This is a genomic window from Bradyrhizobium sp., from assembly GCF_035273305.1.
Lineage (GTDB): Bacteria > Pseudomonadota > Alphaproteobacteria > Rhizobiales > Xanthobacteraceae > Bradyrhizobium.
This window is the reverse complement of sequence record NZ_DATEPI010000283.1, coordinates 1-16,733: the sequence shown is the minus strand read 5'-3', so window position 1 is coordinate 16,733 and position 16,733 is coordinate 1. Positions and strand designations below refer to the sequence as shown.

Annotated in this window: 16 protein-coding genes and 1 riboswitch; of the genes, 10 read left to right on the top strand and 6 right to left on the bottom strand. The window is 61.0% G+C overall.

From position 1 onward, the window contains the following. The first annotated feature begins 53 nt into the window (after nucleotides 1-53). Nucleotides 54-758, top strand: a complete 705-nt coding sequence (gene phoB / locus VJV58_RS18695) for a phosphate regulon transcriptional regulator PhoB (protein ID WP_324138852.1) — start codon at nucleotides 54-56, stop codon at nucleotides 756-758. A 10-nt stretch (nucleotides 759-768) separates the two neighbouring features. Here the strand turns inward: phoB and VJV58_RS18690 are convergent, their stop codons facing one another. Beyond that, nucleotides 769-1,278: a GcrA family cell cycle regulator gene (locus tag VJV58_RS18690; RefSeq protein WP_324138851.1), complete on the bottom strand. Its 510-nt coding sequence runs from the start codon at nucleotides 1,276-1,278 to the stop codon at nucleotides 769-771. A gap of 453 nt (nucleotides 1,279-1,731) precedes the next feature. On the opposite strand from VJV58_RS18690, the gene VJV58_RS18685 reads away from it, so the two are divergent. From VJV58_RS18685 to VJV58_RS18675, 3 genes are all read left to right on the top strand, one after another. Next, a complete protein-coding gene (locus VJV58_RS18685; protein ID WP_324138850.1) occupies nucleotides 1,732-2,943 on the top strand; it encodes an aspartate aminotransferase family protein in 1,212 nt (403 codons plus the stop codon). Next, the gene (gene argF / locus VJV58_RS18680; RefSeq protein ID WP_324138849.1) at nucleotides 2,940-3,866 is read left to right on the top strand and encodes an ornithine carbamoyltransferase; all 927 of its coding nucleotides are present in this window, start codon (nucleotides 2,940-2,942) and stop codon (nucleotides 3,864-3,866) included. Before VJV58_RS18685 ends, argF begins: the two co-directional genes overlap by 4 nt. A 125-nt stretch (nucleotides 3,867-3,991) precedes the next feature. Beyond that, nucleotides 3,992-4,990 carry an Hsp33 family molecular chaperone gene (locus VJV58_RS18675; protein WP_324138848.1) on the top strand — a complete coding sequence of 333 codons (999 nt, stop codon included), beginning with the start codon at nucleotides 3,992-3,994 and terminating at the stop codon, nucleotides 4,988-4,990. Nucleotides 4,991-5,969: 979 nt separating this feature from the next. Here the strand turns inward: VJV58_RS18675 and apaG are convergent. Next, nucleotides 5,970-6,362: a Co2+/Mg2+ efflux protein ApaG gene (gene apaG, locus VJV58_RS18670; RefSeq protein ID WP_324138866.1), complete on the bottom strand. Its 393-nt coding sequence runs from the start codon at nucleotides 6,360-6,362 to the stop codon at nucleotides 5,970-5,972. A gap of 269 nt (nucleotides 6,363-6,631) precedes the next feature. Here apaG and VJV58_RS18665 point away from each other — a divergent pair, with 269 nt between their 5' ends. From VJV58_RS18665 to VJV58_RS18655, 3 genes are read left to right on the top strand one after another with little or no spacing between them, the layout of a single operon-like run. Next, the gene (locus VJV58_RS18665; RefSeq protein ID WP_324138847.1) at nucleotides 6,632-7,894 is read left to right on the top strand and encodes an OpgC domain-containing protein; all 1,263 of its coding nucleotides are present in this window, start codon (nucleotides 6,632-6,634) and stop codon (nucleotides 7,892-7,894) included. Further along, a complete protein-coding gene (locus VJV58_RS18660) occupies nucleotides 7,894-8,661 on the top strand; it encodes an SGNH/GDSL hydrolase family protein (RefSeq protein ID WP_324138846.1) in 768 nt (255 codons plus the stop codon). Before VJV58_RS18665 ends, VJV58_RS18660 begins: the two co-directional genes overlap by 1 nt. 13 nt (nucleotides 8,662-8,674) lie before the next feature. Further along, on the top strand, nucleotides 8,675-9,697 hold the full coding sequence (locus VJV58_RS18655) for an SGNH/GDSL hydrolase family protein (protein WP_324138845.1): 1,023 nt from the start codon (nucleotides 8,675-8,677) through the stop codon (nucleotides 9,695-9,697). Between the two features lie 53 nt (nucleotides 9,698-9,750). Here VJV58_RS18655 and VJV58_RS18650 read toward each other — a convergent pair whose 3' ends face one another. Beyond that, a complete protein-coding gene (locus VJV58_RS18650) occupies nucleotides 9,751-10,956 on the bottom strand; it encodes an O-succinylhomoserine sulfhydrylase (RefSeq protein WP_324138844.1) in 1,206 nt (401 codons plus the stop codon). Nucleotides 10,957-11,023: 67 nt separating this feature from the next. Then, a riboswitch (SAM riboswitch) is annotated at nucleotides 11,024-11,103 on the bottom strand. A gap of 114 nt (nucleotides 11,104-11,217) precedes the next feature. Between VJV58_RS18650 and VJV58_RS18645 the strand changes: the two genes are divergently transcribed. The 3 genes from VJV58_RS18645 (at nucleotide 11,218) to VJV58_RS18635 (ending at nucleotide 15,119) form a co-directional block, all read left to right on the top strand. Then, nucleotides 11,218-12,324: a 2'-deoxycytidine 5'-triphosphate deaminase gene (locus tag VJV58_RS18645; RefSeq protein ID WP_324138843.1), complete on the top strand. Its 1,107-nt coding sequence runs from the start codon at nucleotides 11,218-11,220 to the stop codon at nucleotides 12,322-12,324. A 106-nt stretch (nucleotides 12,325-12,430) separates the two neighbouring features. After that, nucleotides 12,431-13,483, top strand: a complete 1,053-nt coding sequence (locus VJV58_RS18640; protein WP_324138842.1) for a hypothetical protein — start codon at nucleotides 12,431-12,433, stop codon at nucleotides 13,481-13,483. Nucleotides 13,484-13,667: 184 nt separating this feature from the next. Beyond that, on the top strand, nucleotides 13,668-15,119 hold the full coding sequence (locus VJV58_RS18635) for an MATE family efflux transporter (RefSeq protein ID WP_324138841.1): 1,452 nt from the start codon (nucleotides 13,668-13,670) through the stop codon (nucleotides 15,117-15,119). A 42-nt stretch (nucleotides 15,120-15,161) separates the two neighbouring features. On the opposite strand, the gene VJV58_RS18630 is transcribed toward VJV58_RS18635, so the two are convergent. The 3 genes from VJV58_RS18630 to VJV58_RS18620 all read right to left on the bottom strand — a co-directional run. Further along, a complete protein-coding gene (locus tag VJV58_RS18630) occupies nucleotides 15,162-15,560 on the bottom strand; it encodes an SRPBCC family protein (RefSeq protein WP_324138840.1) in 399 nt (132 codons plus the stop codon). Nucleotides 15,561-15,600: 40 nt separating this feature from the next. Next, nucleotides 15,601-15,960, bottom strand: coding sequence for a VOC family protein (locus VJV58_RS18625; RefSeq protein ID WP_324138839.1), 360 nt, complete (start codon nucleotides 15,958-15,960; stop codon nucleotides 15,601-15,603). 54 nt (nucleotides 15,961-16,014) lie between these two features. Continuing rightward, nucleotides 16,015-16,733: AraC family transcriptional regulator (locus VJV58_RS18620; RefSeq protein ID WP_324138838.1), on the bottom strand; the 719-nt coding region annotated here is incomplete at its 5' end.

Sequence of the window (16,733 nt, the reverse complement as noted above, 5' to 3'; positions counted from 1 at the left end):
GTGGAGACCGCTGGGTTGGCGTCGAAACCGAACACAACGCAAGGCTTGACACCATGAGCGCGCGCATTCTGGTCGTGGAAGACGAGGAGGCGCTGACCACGCTTTTGCGCTACAATCTCGATGCCGAAGGTTACGAGGTCGAGACGGTCGGGCGCGGCGATGAGGCCGATACCAGGTTAAAGGAGCGCGTCCCGGACCTTGTCGTGCTCGACTGGATGCTGCCCGGGCTGTCCGGCATCGAGCTGTGCCGACGATTGCGGGCGCGGCCGGAGACCATGGCACTGCCCATCATCATGCTTACCGCGCGCGGTGAGGAAAGCGAACGCGTCAGGGGTCTTGCTACCGGCGCGGACGATTACATCGTCAAGCCGTTCTCAGTGCCGGAACTGCTGGCGCGGGTAAAAGGCCTGTTGCGCCGAACGAGCCCCGAAAGAATCGCGAGCGTGCTGGCGTTCGGCGACCTCGAGCTCGATCGCGAGAAGCGCCGCGTCGCCCGCGCAGGCCGGCCGATCGAACTTGGCCCGACCGAGTACCGGTTGCTGGAATTCTTTCTGGAGCATCCCGGTCGGGTGTTCAGCCGCGAGCAATTGCTCGACAGCGTGTGGGGGCGCGACATCTACATCGACGAGCGCACCGTCGACGTGCATATCGGCCGTCTGCGCAAGCTGCTCAATCTCGGCCGCGAAGCCGATCCGATCCGCACCGTGCGCGGAGCCGGCTACGCGCTCGACGATCGCTTTGCCAGGGCGGCGGGATAGGGTCGTTGGCTTAACGCGTCTGCTTCGGCGGCTGACGGCGCCGGTCGCTGGCTGGCTGATAGGCGATGCGCGAGTGATGCGCGCAGTAAGGCAGGCTGGCCAGCGCCTTGCCGCCGCAGAAGAAAAATTCTGAACTCGCGGGATCACCGATCGGCCAGTGACAGGTGGCATCATTGAGTTCAAGCAGCGAGACCCGCTGGCTCATCGGCACCACATTGTCAAAGGCGACCGGGTCCGTCTCTACTTCGACCTCGAAAGCATGCGCGAGCGCGGTGTTGCCGCGCGAGACCGGGCGTGCCACCCGCATCATGTGCTGGGCCGGCCGTGCCTTGCGCTGGCGCGGCGCTGCCGATGAGGGACTCTTGGCGCGGCCGGAAAGGCCCAGCCGATGCACTTTGCCGATGACGGCGTTGCGCGTCACATTTCCAAGTTCCGCGGCAATCTGGCTGGCCGAAAGTCCGGCTTCCCAGAGTTTCTTGAGTTGTTCGACGCGATCGTCAGACCAGGTCAATACCGTCATCGCATTCTTTCCTTCGCGTCGCGCCGGCCGATCATGGGGCGGCGCTGCGATGCCAAAGCTCTAAAAATCCCTGCGGGCAGAATCCTTTAGTCCTCGCCGAGCGCGGAAAGCGCGCCCGGACGTTTACGCCGAACAGTTGCGACTAAGGGATCAAATACTACCGCACGAGATGTCGTACCCGACGATTTGAAGGCTACAATATGGCGTGACTCCGGCGCAAGACTTCGCGCGAGTGCGTCCACATGTTCCGTCACCAGCGCGTCGCAACGCAATTTGAGAGCCCATTTGCGGCGTTGTCGCGCTCCAGAACCGGTTGACACTTATCGCCGCGCGCATAGAATGCTTGCCACGTGCCGCCCCGAAAAGGCGGCACGTTTTGTTTTCCGGGACTGGCCGCCGATGCGATCGCGTCAATGCGCGTATCACGACCGGACCTAACCTTCAGTGATCACCATGACCAAGAGCGCGCCGCCGCATCTGCTTCCCGTATTCGCCAGGGTCGATCTCGGCTTCGAGCGCGGCGAGGGTGCGTGGCTGACGTCGACCGATGGCGAGCGGTATCTCGATTTCACCAGCGGAGTGGCGGTGAATGCGCTCGGTCATTGTCATCCGCATCTGGTAGCGGCGCTGCAGGAGCAGGCGACAAAGCTGTGGCACATGTCGAACTTGTTCAAAAGCCCCGACGGAGAGCGGCTGGCGGCGCGCCTGTGCGAACAAAGCTTCGCGGACTTTGTGTTCTTTGCCAATTCAGGCGCCGAAGCGGTGGAATGCGCGATCAAGATCACCCGCAAATATCACGCCGCCAAAGGCCGCCCAGAGCGCTATCGCCTCATCACGTTCGACGGAGCGTTTCACGGACGCACGCTGGCGACGCTGGCGGCGACCGGATCGCCGAAATATCTCGAGGGTTTTGGGCCGCCGGCGGATGGCTTCGACCAGGTGACGCTCGGCGACCTCGAGGCTGTGAAGAAAGCGATCGGCCCCGCGACTGCCGGCATTCTGATCGAGCCACTGCAAGGGGAAGGCGGCGTGCGTGCCGCACCGCCGGCCTTCTTTCGGGCGCTGCGGCAGCTTTGCGATGAGAAAGGCTTGCTGTTGGTATTCGATGAGGTGCAGACCGGCATGGGTCGCACCGGCGAACTGTTCGCCTATAAACGTCTCGGCGTGACGCCGGATGTGATGACGCTGGCAAAGGCGCTTGGCGGCGGTTTTCCCATTGGCGCATGTCTGGCGACCACCGAGGCGGCGGTCGGGATGACGCCGGGCTCGCATGGTTCCACCTTCGGCGGCAATCCTCTGGCGATCAGCGCCGCCAATGCTGTCCTGGATGTGATGCTGAAGCCCGGGTTTTTCGAGCACGTGCAGCGAATGTCGCTGCTGCTCAAACAAAAGCTGGCGTCGGTAATCGACCGTCACCCAAGCGTGCTTGCCGAGGTGCGGGGTGAGGGGCTCCTGATTGGCGTGAAGGCGGTTGTGCCGTCCGGCGACCTGGTCGCGGCGCTGCGCGAACAGAAGCTGCTCTCGGTCGGCGCCGGTGAGAACGTGGTTCGCCTGTTGCCGCCGCTGATTGTGACCGAGGCCGAGATCGAGGAGTCCGTGTCGCGCCTCGAACGTGCATGCGTCGCGCTTTCCGGCGGCCAGTTGAAGCGGGCGGCGGGACAATGAGCAAGGTCCTTCGCCATTTTCTTGATCTGAGCGAGCTGCCGACCAAGGAGCTGCGCAATATGCTCGCTGCCAGCGTCGCCATGAAGGCGAAGCTTAAAAGCCACCAGAAGGCGGACAGGCCGCTCGAGGGCAAGACGCTGGCGATGATTTTTGAGAAGCCTTCGACCCGCACCCGCGTCTCGTTCGATGTCGGGATGCGCCAGCTCGGCGGTGAATCGATTATGTTGACGGGCACGGAAATGCAGCTCGGGCGCGGCGAGACGATCGCCGACACCGCGCGCGTGCTGTCCCGTTATGTCGATGCCATCATGATCCGCATCCTCAACCACGATGCGCTGCTCGAACTGGCCGCGCATGCGACCGTTCCCGTCATCAACGGACTGACGCGGCGCTCGCATCCATGCCAGGTCATGGCAGACCTGATGACCTTTGAAGAGCATCGTGGTCCAATCGAGGGCTGCACGGTGGCTTGGACGGGTGATGACAATAACGTGCTGGCCTCATGGGCTCATGCCGCGGAGCGGTTCAAGTTCAAGTTGAAAGTCGCGACCCCGCCCCAGCTCGCGCCAAACAAGGCGATGCGGGAATGGATCAAGGCGACGCAAGCACCGATCTTGCTTGGCAATGACCCGGAGGCTGCGGTGCGCGATGTCGATTGTGTTGTCACCGATACCTGGTTCTCGATGGGCGACAAGGATGGCGAATACCGTCACAATTTGCTCAAGCCCTATCAAGTGAACGCCAGGCTGATGTCGTTGGCGAAACCGGATGCATTATTCATGCATTGCCTTCCCGCCCATCGGGGCGACGAGGTCACAGACGAGGTGATCGATGGTCCGCAATCGGTGGTCTTCGATGAAGCCGAAAATCGGCTGCACGTGCAAAAAGGCATTCTGGCGTGGTGTTTCGAAACGGCGAGCTAGAACGGCGCGGCTGAACTGAATATTCACAATATTGACCCGGCAAAAACGCCGAGGCGAACAATGAAGCGGGATTATCTCGCGCGCGCGGGCTTTCGATTTTTCGCCCGCTTACCCAGATAGCTGTCATGACTTCAGAATCTCCCGACATTAAAACGCGTGGAACTCCGACCCGGGCGCCTTCGGCGGTTCCTGTCGATGATGCGGTGTTGCCATTTGAGGTCGATGCGCTGGATCTGCGCGGTCGCTTGACGCGGCTCGGCCCCGCGCTCGACGATCTATTAGCCAAGCACGATTACCCGGCTCCGGTCGGCAAGCTGCTCGGCGAAGCGGTGGTGCTGACGACCTTGCTCGGCTCGTCCTTGAAGTTTGACGGCCGCTTCATTCTGCAAACCCAGACCGACGGTCCCGTTTCGTTTCTGATCGTGGATTTCCAGGCGCCGGACCGACTGCGTGCCTATGCGCGCTTCGATGCGAAGCGGCTTAAAGACGGTCAGGATTCCGGCGCGCTGTTGGGCAAAGGCCATCTCGCCATGACGATCGACCAGGGCGCGGACATGAGCCGGTATCAGGGATTGGTGGCGCTCGAGGGTGGTAACCTCGAAGATGCGGCGCATGAATATTTCCTGCGCTCCGAACAGATACCGACGCGCGTGCGGATTGCGGTAGGGGAGGAATGGCGCGGCGGCGCGGGTCCGAAACATCGCTGGCGCGCCGGCGGAATGCTGCTGCAGTTTTTGCCGCAGGCGGCGGAGCGCGCCCGCCGAGCCGATCTGCATCCCGGAGACGCGCCGGAAGGCAGTCTCACCCATACCGTTGCCGAAGACGATGCGTGGGTCGAAGGCCAGTCGCTGATCTCGACGGTCGAGGACATCGAATTGATCGATCCGGATCTTTCGGGCGAGCGGCTGTTGTACCGGCTTTTTCATGAGCGCGGCGTCCGCGTGTTTCGTCCGTTGGCGCTGCATGCCCAATGTTCATGCTCGCGCGAGGCGGTATCTGCGATGCTTAAAAGCTTCGCGCCCAAGGATCGCGCCGAGATGGTGAAGGACGGCAAGGTAGTCGTGACCTGCGAGTTTTGCAGTTCGGTCTATCAATTCACACCCCACGAAGCGGGCGTCGAATAGGGCTGCCGCAGTGAGGCGTCGAGTCGATCGCGTCGTTTTTGGAATCCGATTTCGGAATTCCCGAAGTTTTCGCTTGACGCTAGCCTAGACGCAGGAATAGAGCGATTTGGTCCTGCTCCAGACGAGGGGCGTTGCACAACGTCACGAAACGTGGTGCGGGATGCGATGGACGCTGATGTGCTGCGGACGAACAGCGCGTGAGGCGGACGGCGAAGTCGTGTGGTTCTGACGCCTCGACGCTGGCGTCAAGCTTGCGGGGGTCATTCCGCAGGCGACGGTGACAACCAAGCCCGATCACCGGGAAGAGCACGAAGGAAACCGTTAACACCATTGCGCGGGGAATGCCGGGTGTATCCGGCGTGACCGTGGTGACTACACTCGTATGCTTTTTTATTTTGCATGCGAGGCTGCGGGCGCATCGAGCGCCCGGCATTCCCTGCGCCCTCTGATGTTTCAGGTGCGCTTCAGGCCAAACGAAACTCGCGCGGATCACGCGGCGAGATCGCGAAGGTGTGGGTTGTCTGGCTGTTTGAAAATTTGGAATTGAGCGCGGCTGCTCGTTCCTATCCCTACCACTTGTGGGGAGGGAAAGCAGATCGTGAGCGGAGCGAACCATGTGCAGGGTGGGGCGCTGTTCGTGTGTATCACGTAGCCCCACCCGGCGCTTCGCGCCACCCTCCCCATAAAAGAAGGGGAGGGATAAAGAGGCAGCGGAGTTCGCCTCTTACTTATCACTCCCACTTGCGGGGTCGAGACGAGCAAAGCTCGCTCTGGGGTGGCGCGAAGCGCCGCGTGGGGGTAGGCACCGAACCAACTTCGCTGATACCGCAGAAGCAGCCCCCACCCGTCACATCGTTCGCGCCGCTCACGATGTGCCACCCTCCCCACAAAAGTGGGAGGGATAACAAAGAGCGAGCTTCGCTCGTGTCTCGACCCTCACGAAAGGAAGAAGAACGGCAGCCAGCTCCAATGCCTCACGCTAATTCAGCGTGCGCTTGTGTTCCGGGCTGTCGAGCGAAAACGTGGGCACTTCGATCTCGAAGCGTTCGCCGCTCTCGCTCTCCATCTGATAGCGGCCGGTCATGAAGCCAGATGCCGTCTGCAGCGGCACGCCACTGGTGTATTCGAAGCGCTGGCCAGGCGCGAGCACGGGCTGCTCGCCGACTACGCCATCGCCGCGGACTTCCTGCCGGCGTCCCGAAGCATCCGTAATAATCCAATGACGCGTCCGCAGTTGCACGGTCTCATCGCCGGTGTTGGTGATCGCGATGGTGTAGGACCAGAAATACTGGCATTTTTCGATGGACGAGCGCTCAGGAAGGAAGTTCGGTTCGACGGTAACTTCGATCTGGCGGGTAATGGCGCGGTACATGGCGGCAAGTTCTTTCAATTCACGGCCGATCATAACCAGAAAATTATTCGGAACCAATCGGCGGCGCGATAGAATGGGTGCAATGCTGTCATCCCTGTTTCAACACAGTTCCAACCTACAGCGCCACTTGCGGCGCCAAAATCCTGGCCGCGCTTGCTTGCGGCGGGTCCAGCGATACTATCTTTGCGAAAAGAATATACGCCGCGCGTGTTATCCCAGCAGAGCTGTCCACGAGTTTGTCGACGAGACCTGACAAAGAGCGGTGCCAGATGACTTCCATTGCCGATCGAATTGCCGGACCGCCGCTCGCGGGCGCGGCGGACGCTATTGTACCCGATGTGACAGCCGTATCGGATAAGGCAAAGCCGCTGATATCGTTTCCGGCAACGGGCGAGCGCGAACTGCGGCTGGATCTGTTTCGCGGGCTGGCGTTGTGGCTGATCTTCATCGACCATCTGCCGCAGAACCTGCTGACCTGGCTCACGATCCGTAATTACGGGTTCAGCGACGCTACCGAGATCTTCATCTTTATCTCCGGCTATACCGCAGCCTTCGTTTACGGCCGCGCCATGATCGAGTCCGGTTTCGTTGTGGCGACGGCGCGCATTTTGCGGCGCGTCTGGCAGATTTATGTCGCCCACGTTTTCCTGTTCACGATCTTCCTGGCGGAAATCTCCTACGTCGCCACCAGATTCGAGAACCCGCTGTACACGGAAGAAATGGGAATCATGGATTTCCTCAAGCAGCCGGACGTCACCATCGTGCAGGCGCTGCTGCTGAGATTCCGTCCCGTCAACATGGACGTGTTGCCGCTCTATATAATGCTGATGCTTTTTCTCCCGCTGATCCTGTGGTTGATGAAGTGGAAGACGGACGTAACGCTGGCGCTTTCGGTCGCGCTCTATGCGCTGACCTGGCATTACGATTGGTACCTGTCGGCATATCCGAACGGCTACTGGGCTTTCAACCCGCTCGCCTGGCAGTTGCTGTTCGTGTTTGGCGCCTGGTGTGCGCTGGGCGGCGCGCAACGAATGTCCCGGATTCTGTCCTCCCGCGTCACGCTCTGGATCTCATTCGCTTATCTGTTCGCGGCGTTCTGCGTCACGCTCACCTGGTATGTGCCGCAACTGGGCCATCTGATGCCGCGCCGCATCGAACAATGGATGTATCCGATCGACAAGACCGATCTCGACGTCCTGAGATTCGCGCATTTCCTCGCGTTGGCGGCGCTTACCGTGCGCTTCCTGCCAAAGGAATGGCCCGGATTGAAATCGCCCTGGCTGCGACCCCTGATCCTGTGCGGGCAACATTCGTTGGAGATTTTCTGCCTTGGAGTGTTCTTGGCGTTCGCCGGACATTTCGTACTGGCCGAGGTTTCGGGCGGCCCGGTGATGCATTTTATCATCAGTATTTCCGGGATCTTAATCATGTGGGCCGTGGCTTGGGTGATTTCGTGGTACAAGCACGTGGCCGATAAGAGCGCGTCGAAAAAAAGCGCCGGCGGCAACGCGGATTTGGCGGGAGGAGGCTGATGAAGTCCAGGGCATGGGCCATGCTGGGGCTGGGAGTGTTGTCGGGTGCTTTATACCTGGCTGCAGGTGCGCCCCTGCGTGCGGACGATAATACCGTCCAGAGCTGTGATCTTCCGGCCTATCTGCTGACGACCGAAAGCGCACTGCCCAAGGTCGCCGAAAAGGTAAAGAGCGGGCATCTCGATATCCTCGTGATCGGCAGCCGGTCCTCGACCATCAACGGATCGGAAGCGAGCGCCTATCCGGCCCGTTTCCAGGCCGCACTCCGGGAGAAGCTACCGGCCGTTGAGGTTAACGTGTCGGTAGATATACAGGTCAAGAAAACCGCCGAGGAGACTGTCGGCAGCTTCGTTAAGCTGATGGAAGATAAAAAGCCTACGCTGGTGGTCTGGCAGACCGGCACCGTTGACGCCATGCGATCGATCGATCCCGATGAATTTCGCGCTGCGCTGGATGAAGGCGTTGTTGCGCTGCAAAATGCTGGAGCCGAATTGATTTTGATGAATCCGCAATACAGTCCACGTACGGAAACGATGGTTTCAGTTCCACCTTATCTCGATAGCATGCGGGTTGTAGCGCAAAAGTATGACGTGCCATTGTTCGACCGTTTCGCCATTATGCATCAGTGGAGTGATGCCGGAGACTTCGATCTGTTTAGTGCGGTCCATGGTGTCGAGCTTGCCAAGCGTGTCCACGATTGCCTCGGCCGCGCGCTGTCGGCATTTGTCATCGACGCCGCTCATCTCGGACCGGCTCAGCAGAATTGAGGATCCAGCGTTAATGAGTTTTCTACGCCCTTTTTGCCGAACGACAGCGCTGGCCGGAGCGGCGATCACCACGCTTGCGTTCTTTACGTGGATCTCGGTACTTCCCTTGCACGCGCAAAGCGCCATTTCGGAATTCGCAAAATCCGATCAGCCCATAGCTTCCGAGAGCATCAAGCCTCCTGATAGCGCCAAGCGCGAGGCGCCCCAGACCACCGGCACCGGCACTCTTGCGTCCGTCGATCAGAAGAGCCTCACCGCCAAAACGATTGACAAAGTGAAGCAGGTTGCGAAATCGGCCAGCGACATTTTTAGCCGTGTTCCTTGCTCGCCGCCGAAGGGCGGCGCCAGGGCGATGGGCTCACTGCCGCACGTCGCAAGCAAGCTGGCTTCGGGCCAGCCTGTGGAGATCATCGCGTTCGGCTCCTCCTCGACCGCAGGTTACGGTACCACCTCACCGGAGTTTACCTATCCCAACCGCTTGGCCGGGCAATTACGGCGTCAATATCCTGGCGTTGAGATCAGCGTAGTCAATCGCGGCAAGGGCGGCGAGGATGCCGCCGAAATGATGAAACGGCTGCAGATCGAAGTGATTGATATGAAGCCGGATCTGGTGATCTGGCAGGTCGGCACCAATGCCGTGCTGCGCAACATAGATCCCGATGAGACCGCCAAGCAGGTGGAGGATGGGATCAAGCGCATCCAGGCCGCGGGCGCCGATCTCGTGCTGGTCGATCCGCAGTACTCGCCGAGAGTGAATGAGCGGGCCGAAAGCGCAAACAAAATGGTCAAGCTGCTCGGCAGGGTGGCCGAACTCCGCCACGTCGGCATCTTCCCGCGATTCCAGATCATGCGCGATTGGCACGAGAAGCAGGCGATCCCGATCGACAATTTCGTCATCGCCGACGGGCTGCATATGAACGATTGGGGCTACGCCTGTTTCGCTCAGCTGCTCGGTGACGACATCATCAAGTCGGTCGGTCAGATCAAGCTCGGCGTCAACTTGCCGGCCAAGGTGCAAGCCTATCGGCCGATGTGAGCTTGATCGGCTGATGACGCGCAGCGGTTCGCGCTACGCATTTATGCGCAGCTTCACGCCTTCTCCAGCGCCCGTTGCAAGTCTTCGATCAGATCGTCGCGATGCTCGAGCCCGGCCGAAAATCTGATGAAGCCTTCGCTGATCCCGAGTTCGGCCCGCGCCTGAGGCGACAGACGCTGATGCGTGGTGGTCGCCGGATGGGTGACGAGACTCTTGGCATCGCCGAGATTGTTCGAAATCCGCGCCAGCTTCAACGCGTTGAGGGCGCGGAATGCCGCGGGCTTGCCGCCCTTGACCTCGAACCCGACAAGCGTCGAGCCAGCGCGCATCTGCTTTTTCGCCAGTGCGGCCTGCGGATGATCGGCCCTCCCCGGATAAATCAGTCGAGCGATTTTCGGATGTCGGGCGAGCGCTTCCGCGATCGCCGCGGCCGTTTCGGTTTGCGCCCGGACACGCACCGCCAGCGTCTCCAACCCCTTCAGCAAAATCCAGGCGTTGAACGGCGACATCGATGGGCCGGTCTGGCGCACAAAAGTATGAATGTGCTCGGCGATGAATGCTTCCGAGGCCAGAATAATTCCTCCAAGGCAGCGGCCCTGGCCGTCGATATGCTTGGTCGCCGAATACACCACGACGTCAGCGCCAAGCTGCAGCGGGCTTTGCCAGATCGGAGTCGCAAACACGTTGTCCACGATCAGTCGAGCGCCGCCCGCATGCGCGATCTCGGCAATCGCGCCGATATCGAGCACGTCGAGGGTCGGATTGGTTGGGCTCTCAAGGAAGCAGGTCCTGGTGTTCGGCCGCATCGCCTGCTTCCACTGATCGATATCGAGGCCATCGACGAGAGTAGAGGAGATGCCGTATCGCGGCAGCAGATCTTCCACCACATAGCGGCACGAGCCGAACATCGCCTTGGCCGCTACGACATGATCGCCTGCTCTGAGCGGCGCGAGGATCGCGGTCGTCACCGCCGCCATGCCGGTCGCTGTCGCGCGCGCGGCCTCCGCGCCTTCAAGCTCGATCATGCGCCGTTCGAACATCGTGACGTTGGGGTTGGAGAAGCGCGAATAGAGAAAGCCGGGGTCTTCGCCCTTGAAGCGCGCCTCGCACTGTTCGGCGCTGTCGTAGACAAAGCCTTGCGTCAGAAACAGGGCCTCGGATGTTTCGGCGAATTGCGAGCGCAAGCTGCCGGAATGGACCAGCCGCGTTTCCGGGCGGTAATGTGCGGTCGTCGAGGTGGACGAAGTTGAAACAGCCATGTGACCTCCAACGTGACCATCGAAAAAGGTCACAAAAAACCGGCCTGGAAAAATTCCACAGGCCGGGATCACACTGTCCCCGGCCTGTTTAGCGACTTATTTTACGTGGCTGCAAGCCGGCCGGCTCAAATCACCACGGGATAAGTGATGCTGATATTCCCTGTCGCCCTTTCCGTCAAGACGGCCATCGGATAACCGGTTAAAACTCAGCATTTCCAGTGTCTGGACGACTATGACGAAGGTCGTCCCGGGAACCCAATCGTGTCGTTCACGCTACAACCCGATGCCCATGGCATTCTGCCCGACCGCATGATCGCGGCGATGGCGGATGCCGGCCTTATTCTGCCGACCTATCCTTTCGTCGAAAGTCAGATTCAGCCGGCTAGCCTCGATTTGCGTCTCGGCGACATCGCCTACCGGGTGCGTGCCAGCTTTTTGCCGGGGCCGGGTGCGACGGTGGCGGAACGCATCGACGAATTGAAGCTGCACGAAATCAATCTGAGCGATGGAGCGGTGCTGGAGACGAATTGCGTTTACATCGTGCCCCTGCTTGAAAGTCTCGCACTGCCGGCGGAGATCGTCGCCGCCGCAAATCCGAAAAGTTCGACTGGGCGGCTTGACGTGTTCACCCGCGTGATTGCCGATGGCACGCGGCGCTTCGACATGATCGGCGCGGGTTATCACGGGCCGCTCTATGCTGAGATCAGCCCCAAGACATTTCCGGTGCTGCTGCGGGAGGGATCGCGGTTATCGCAGGTGCGCTTTCGCGCCGGCAACGCTATCCTCACGTCTAGTGAACTCGACGCGCTGCACGTTCTTGAACGGCTGGTCGATATCGAAAAGGCCGACCTCGCCAACGGTGTCGCCTTGAGCGTCGATCTTTCAGGCAAGAACACCAAAGGCTTTGTGGGCTACCGCGCCAAACGCCATACCGGTGTGGTCGATATCGACCGGCGCGGCGGCTATGCGGTCGATGAATTCTGGGAAGCTATTGCCGCGCGCCCGGATGGCAGTCTCATTCTTGATCCCGGGGAATTTTATATCCTGGCCTCGAAGGAGGCGGTCCAGATCCCGCCGGACTATGCTGCCGAGATGGTACCGTTCGATCCGCTGGTCGGCGAATTCCGCGTGCACTACGCCGGTTTCTTCGATCCTGGGTTCGGCTACGCCGGCGCGGGCGGCCAAGGCTCGCGGGCCGTGCTCGAAGTGCGCTCGCGGGAGGTGCCGTTCATTCTCGAGCACGGACAGATCGTCGGCCGGTTAGTCTATGAGAAAATGCTGGCGCGGCCTCACGCCATGTACGGCCAGCGCATCGGGTCGAATTATCAAGCGCAGGGGCTAAAGCTCAGCAAGCACTTTCGGGTGTAGGCTCTCTCGCGACGATGCGAGCTCAGTCTCCGTGCGGCATTGGATTGCGTCGCTGACTACCCGCCACAAGCACTGACGCAAGAAGGCAAATGGTCCGAAACAGAAGATGAGCGAAGTGCAGGAGAGCGGAGCTGAAGCGCGATGGCGGCGGTGGCGCGCTGTCGCCGATCTATATCATGCTTACTTCACTGGCCTCATCCAGTCCGTCGTAACGCGGCGCGGAACGGCTGATGCCGCCGAATTCGTATTCCGGGTATTTCGCCGCCAGCAGCAGGAACGTTTTCTCCCAGGCCTTGAGAAGCTTGGCTTGAATCATCTGCCGCCGGCAGTCGCTGCCGCGCAATACCACTATCTTTCCAACTGGATTGGCGGCGTGTCGGTGGAATACATGTACGAGTCCGATCGCAAGGCGTGGATCCGTTACCCGCCGCCGCGCTGGATTTGGCGCGGCACCGCCATCTGCGGCATCCCCAGCGAAGTTTCGCGCGCGATGCTGCGGGGCTGGCATTCCAACAATGGGGTCAGCCTTGGCAATCCCAACCTCGGCTTCGTCTGCACCAAGCAAAGCGTTGACGGTCAGGACGGACTGGAAGGTTATTACTGCGAATACGACCACCCGATCGATGTCGATCAACGGTTGGTGTTCGCGCGTCATCTCGAAGCGCCGATGTTTGATCCTGCCACCGCGCCGGCATTGCCGGTCGAAAGCTGGCCGAAGCCGCGACTGGAGAAAGCCTATCGCAATTATGCCATGGAATATGTGCGGACTGCCGCGCCCGTGATGGTGCAACTGTTCGGTCCGGAAGACGGTGGCCATCTTCTGCACCTCACCGGCAAGCTGATCGGGATGCAGTATTTCGACGAGATCGCGCAAGGCTTGTCCGCGAGCCGAGGAGCGGCCAGGTCATACGCGGCGTTCCTGTGCGCGCTGTTTGAAGCGCAGGACGATGTTGTCGGCACTGATGAGGCCGGCGGCGTTTTCGAAATCAGGCAGCAAACCTGGAGGCTGATGGCCAATGTGAGCGATTACCTTCCGGCGTGTGCGCGTGTGTTGCACGGATTGCTGGAGGGGCTTGCGGCCGGCTGCGGTCGCCACATTCCGGTTAGCATGAGAGCTGGTCCTGGCGGCACGCCGCCCTTCGTGTGGTCGGTGGGCTGATCGAAGCTCCGGTTATGTAACGCAGATGAGGATGAAATGCGCAGCCGCCCCATGCGCTTGACGCACAAGATATCGCGCCGGATCGTGCTAGGAAGCCCGCGGCGCGACGGCAGCGCGTCTTCATGAGTTGACACGTTGGTCGACGCGCATCCGTCTGCACGTCGAAGCGCTTTAGAAAGCATAAATGTCCGATATCGGCATAGCCGAGATACCCGTAGACGAGGACGAGCAACCGCTTCCGCCAATCGAGGCGCCGGCGCGGAACGTGCTGGTTGACGGGCCCATTCTGCGGACCCTGCTATGGCTCGCATGGCCCAACGTGGTTGCGCTCAGCGCAGGCACCTGCGTGGTGATCGCGGAGACCTCTTATATCGGGCGGCTCGGCGTGGAATCGCTGGCGGCGATGGCCCTGGTGTTTCCGTTCGTGATCCTGACCATGACCATGTCGGGCGGCGCAATGGGCGGCGGCGTGGCCTCGGCGATCGCGCGGGCGCTTGGCGCCGGCGATACCGACCGCGCATCGACGCTTGCCACCCATGCGCTGCTGATCGGCATCTGCTTCGGATTAACGTTCATGCTGGTGATGCTCGTGTTCGGTCGGCAACTGCTGGAATCGCTGGGCGGCCGGGGCAATGTTCTGGCCTACGCCATCGGATATGTGCAGATCTTTTTCGGCGGCGCCGTGCTGCCATGGCTGATGAACACATTTGCTGGAATTCTGCGCGGCACCGGCAACATGAAACTGCCCTCACTGATGATCCTTTCCTCCGCGGCCTGCCAGATCATTCTGGGCGGCACGCTGGGTCTCGGGTTAGGGCCGATACCGCGGTTCGGCATGCGCGGCGTCGCCTCCGGATCGCTGATCGCCTATCTGATCAGCATATCCGTGATGGGCTGGTACTTGTTTTCGGGGCGGGGCCGCGTGATGCCGAAACTCCAGGGGGTTCAAATTCAATGGGCGATGTTCGTCGACATCCTCAAGGTCGGCGCGGTCTCCTGCTTTTCGCCGCTGCAATCGGTGCTCACCATCAGCATTTTTACGCACATGCTGGCACAGTTCGGAACCGAGATACTCGCTGGTTACGGCATCGGCGCCCGGCTCGAATTCATGCTGACCTCGATTGCGTTTGCGGTCGGGATCGCGTCAGTGCCGATGGTAGGAATGGCGATCGGCGCCGACCGCATAGCGCGGGCGCGGCGCATTGCACTGGTTGCTGGCTGTCTTGCCTTCGTTTCGGTGGGCATCGTCGCCAGCGTGATCGCGGTTTTTCCGGATCTCTGGGTCGATATCTTCACTCGAGATCCGGCCGTGCGCGCCGCCAGTCGTCAGTATCTTTCGATCGCGGCCCCCATGTACGCATTCATCGGCTTGTCGATCTCGATGTATTTCTCGTCGCAAGGTGCGGCAAAGGTTTTGGGACCGGTGCTGGCGCAAACCGCGCGATTGCTGTTTGTGGCGGGCGGCGGCTGGTGGTTGTCGATGCACGATGCCAGCTCAGGAAATTTTTTCACACTGGCCGCATCCTCGATGGTGGTGCTCGGGGTGCTTTCCGCGGCCAGCGTTTTCCTGACCAGATGGGAGCCAAAGGCGGTCGCGGTGGCGAAGGTTCGTGCAGCACTGTCGGGCATGGATTAGCATTGGCTCGACTAGGATGTGCAATCTCCATGCGCGCCAACGTCAAGAGCGTCGCGCCAACGCCGCCTGCATTGCCAGCGCCGCCTTGTCCATCTGCGCCTCAATGTAGGGCGCGATCTCGTGAGGCAGCACGTCGACAATCCACATCAGCTGCGTGCGCGAGGGGCCATCGGGGAGCACCTGCACGGAGGCGCTGTGCTGCTTGATGCGCTCGCTGATCGCGGCATACACCAGCCTACGACGGGTCTCGTCGCAGTCGACCAGCAACTCCCGCGCCACCGAGCCATTGGCGAAAGTGACAATGCGCGCATCATCTTCGAGACGCGCACCGACGACGAATCCCGGCGCCAGGCGTTTGTGCACGGCACCGAAATCGCGAACCGCGGCCCAGACATCATCCGGCGGCGCGTCGATTCGAACATCCTTGTGAATGGAAGCCATCTAACCCGTTCCTTGCCGAAGAGGAGGGTGCGCCGTCGATTCAGGTACACACCGCTTCGACGTTGTTGCCATCCGGGTCGAGCAGGAAGGCGGCGAAATAGGTCGGGCCATAATCTGGCCGTGGTCCTGCTCCGCCATTGTCGCGGCCGCCGGCCTTCAGGCCGTCAGCATGGAACCGCTTGATTGCCGAGTGATCGGCCGCGCGAAACGCGATGTGCGCGCCGGCCTTCGCCGGTTGCTTCTCCGCATAAAGCCACAGGGCCGGCGCATCCTTGGGCCCGAATCCCGCGCCGCTGTTGTCGCGCGAGCACAACACATATCCGAGCGGCGCCAGTGCCGCCGTATAGAAGCGCACGCTAGCGTCGAGATTGCCGACTTTCAGTCCAATGTGGTCGTACATGATGATCTCCGATTTCGATCCGCGCGAAAGCCACGCAGGTGGAGATCAGCGTACTCAGTGCAGCACGAGGCGTTCTTGGAAAATCTTGCGCATGCCGCGCGAGGCTGTGCGGAACGCGCGCGGCGAAACCCCGGCGGCACGATGGAAGCTGCGCACGAAATTGGAGAGATCGCCGAAACCGACATCGTACGCGACATCGGTAACCGAGCGCCCACCCTCGGCCAGCAGACGCGCCGCGTGCCGAAGCCGCGAGCGCACCAGATATTGATGAGGGGTGACGCCGAGCACACTCGAGAACAGCCGAAGAAAATGGAACGGACTGAGATCGGCGCGCATGGCGGCCTGCTCGAGATTGATGTCGTGGTGCGAATGGGCATCGATCCAGAGCGCCGTTTCAACGGCGCGCCGGCGATCCCGCTGCTTGGCGGCGCCGAGCTTGCGCGACCGGCCTGACACGGTCTCGACCAATCGGCTGGCGAAGAGAATGCCGAGCTCATCGAGCCCGACATCACTGCGGCCATCAGCGGCGGCTTGCGCCAGCTCGGCCGTTACCATTAGTTCCGGCAGCGGCGGCACCGCGCCGATTTGCCAGAGTTTGGCGTCGCCGCCGATTGCCTCAACCAGCTCGGGGCCGAGGAAGAATGACAGGCACTCGTCGCCGCAAACGTGATCGTGAGTGCAAGTATATTCGTCACCGGCATGGCCGATCAGGATCGACCCGGGAACGAGTTCAAATGATTGGCCGCGAGTGTTGTAGCCGAAGCTGCCCTTGC

Bases quoted from the DNA above. Each gene is read 5' to 3' on its own strand.
- VJV58_RS18635 (WP_324138841.1), top strand. From the start codon at position 13,668: ATGTCCGATATCGGCATAGCCGAGATACCCGTAGACGAGGACGAGCAA.
- VJV58_RS18650 (WP_324138844.1), bottom strand. From the start codon at position 10,956: ATGGCTGTTTCAACTTCGTCCACCTCGACGACCGCACATTACCGCCCG.
- VJV58_RS18685 (WP_324138850.1), top strand. From the start codon at position 1,732: ATGACCAAGAGCGCGCCGCCGCATCTGCTTCCCGTATTCGCCAGGGTC.
- VJV58_RS18690 (WP_324138851.1), bottom strand. From the start codon at position 1,278: ATGACGGTATTGACCTGGTCTGACGATCGCGTCGAACAACTCAAGAAA.
- VJV58_RS18660 (WP_324138846.1), top strand. From the start codon at position 7,894: ATGAAGTCCAGGGCATGGGCCATGCTGGGGCTGGGAGTGTTGTCGGGT.
- VJV58_RS18640 (WP_324138842.1), top strand. From the start codon at position 12,431: ATGAGCGAAGTGCAGGAGAGCGGAGCTGAAGCGCGATGGCGGCGGTGG.
- VJV58_RS18675 (WP_324138848.1), top strand. From the start codon at position 3,992: ATGACTTCAGAATCTCCCGACATTAAAACGCGTGGAACTCCGACCCGG.
- VJV58_RS18630 (WP_324138840.1), bottom strand. From the start codon at position 15,560: ATGGCTTCCATTCACAAGGATGTTCGAATCGACGCGCCGCCGGATGAT.
- VJV58_RS18655 (WP_324138845.1), top strand. From the start codon at position 8,675: ATGAGTTTTCTACGCCCTTTTTGCCGAACGACAGCGCTGGCCGGAGCG.
- argF (WP_324138849.1), top strand. From the start codon at position 2,940: ATGAGCAAGGTCCTTCGCCATTTTCTTGATCTGAGCGAGCTGCCGACC.
- VJV58_RS18665 (WP_324138847.1), top strand. From the start codon at position 6,632: ATGACTTCCATTGCCGATCGAATTGCCGGACCGCCGCTCGCGGGCGCG.
- phoB (WP_324138852.1), top strand. From the start codon at position 54: ATGAGCGCGCGCATTCTGGTCGTGGAAGACGAGGAGGCGCTGACCACG.
- apaG (WP_324138866.1), bottom strand. From the start codon at position 6,362: ATGTACCGCGCCATTACCCGCCAGATCGAAGTTACCGTCGAACCGAAC.
- VJV58_RS18625 (WP_324138839.1), bottom strand. From the start codon at position 15,960: ATGTACGACCACATTGGACTGAAAGTCGGCAATCTCGACGCTAGCGTG.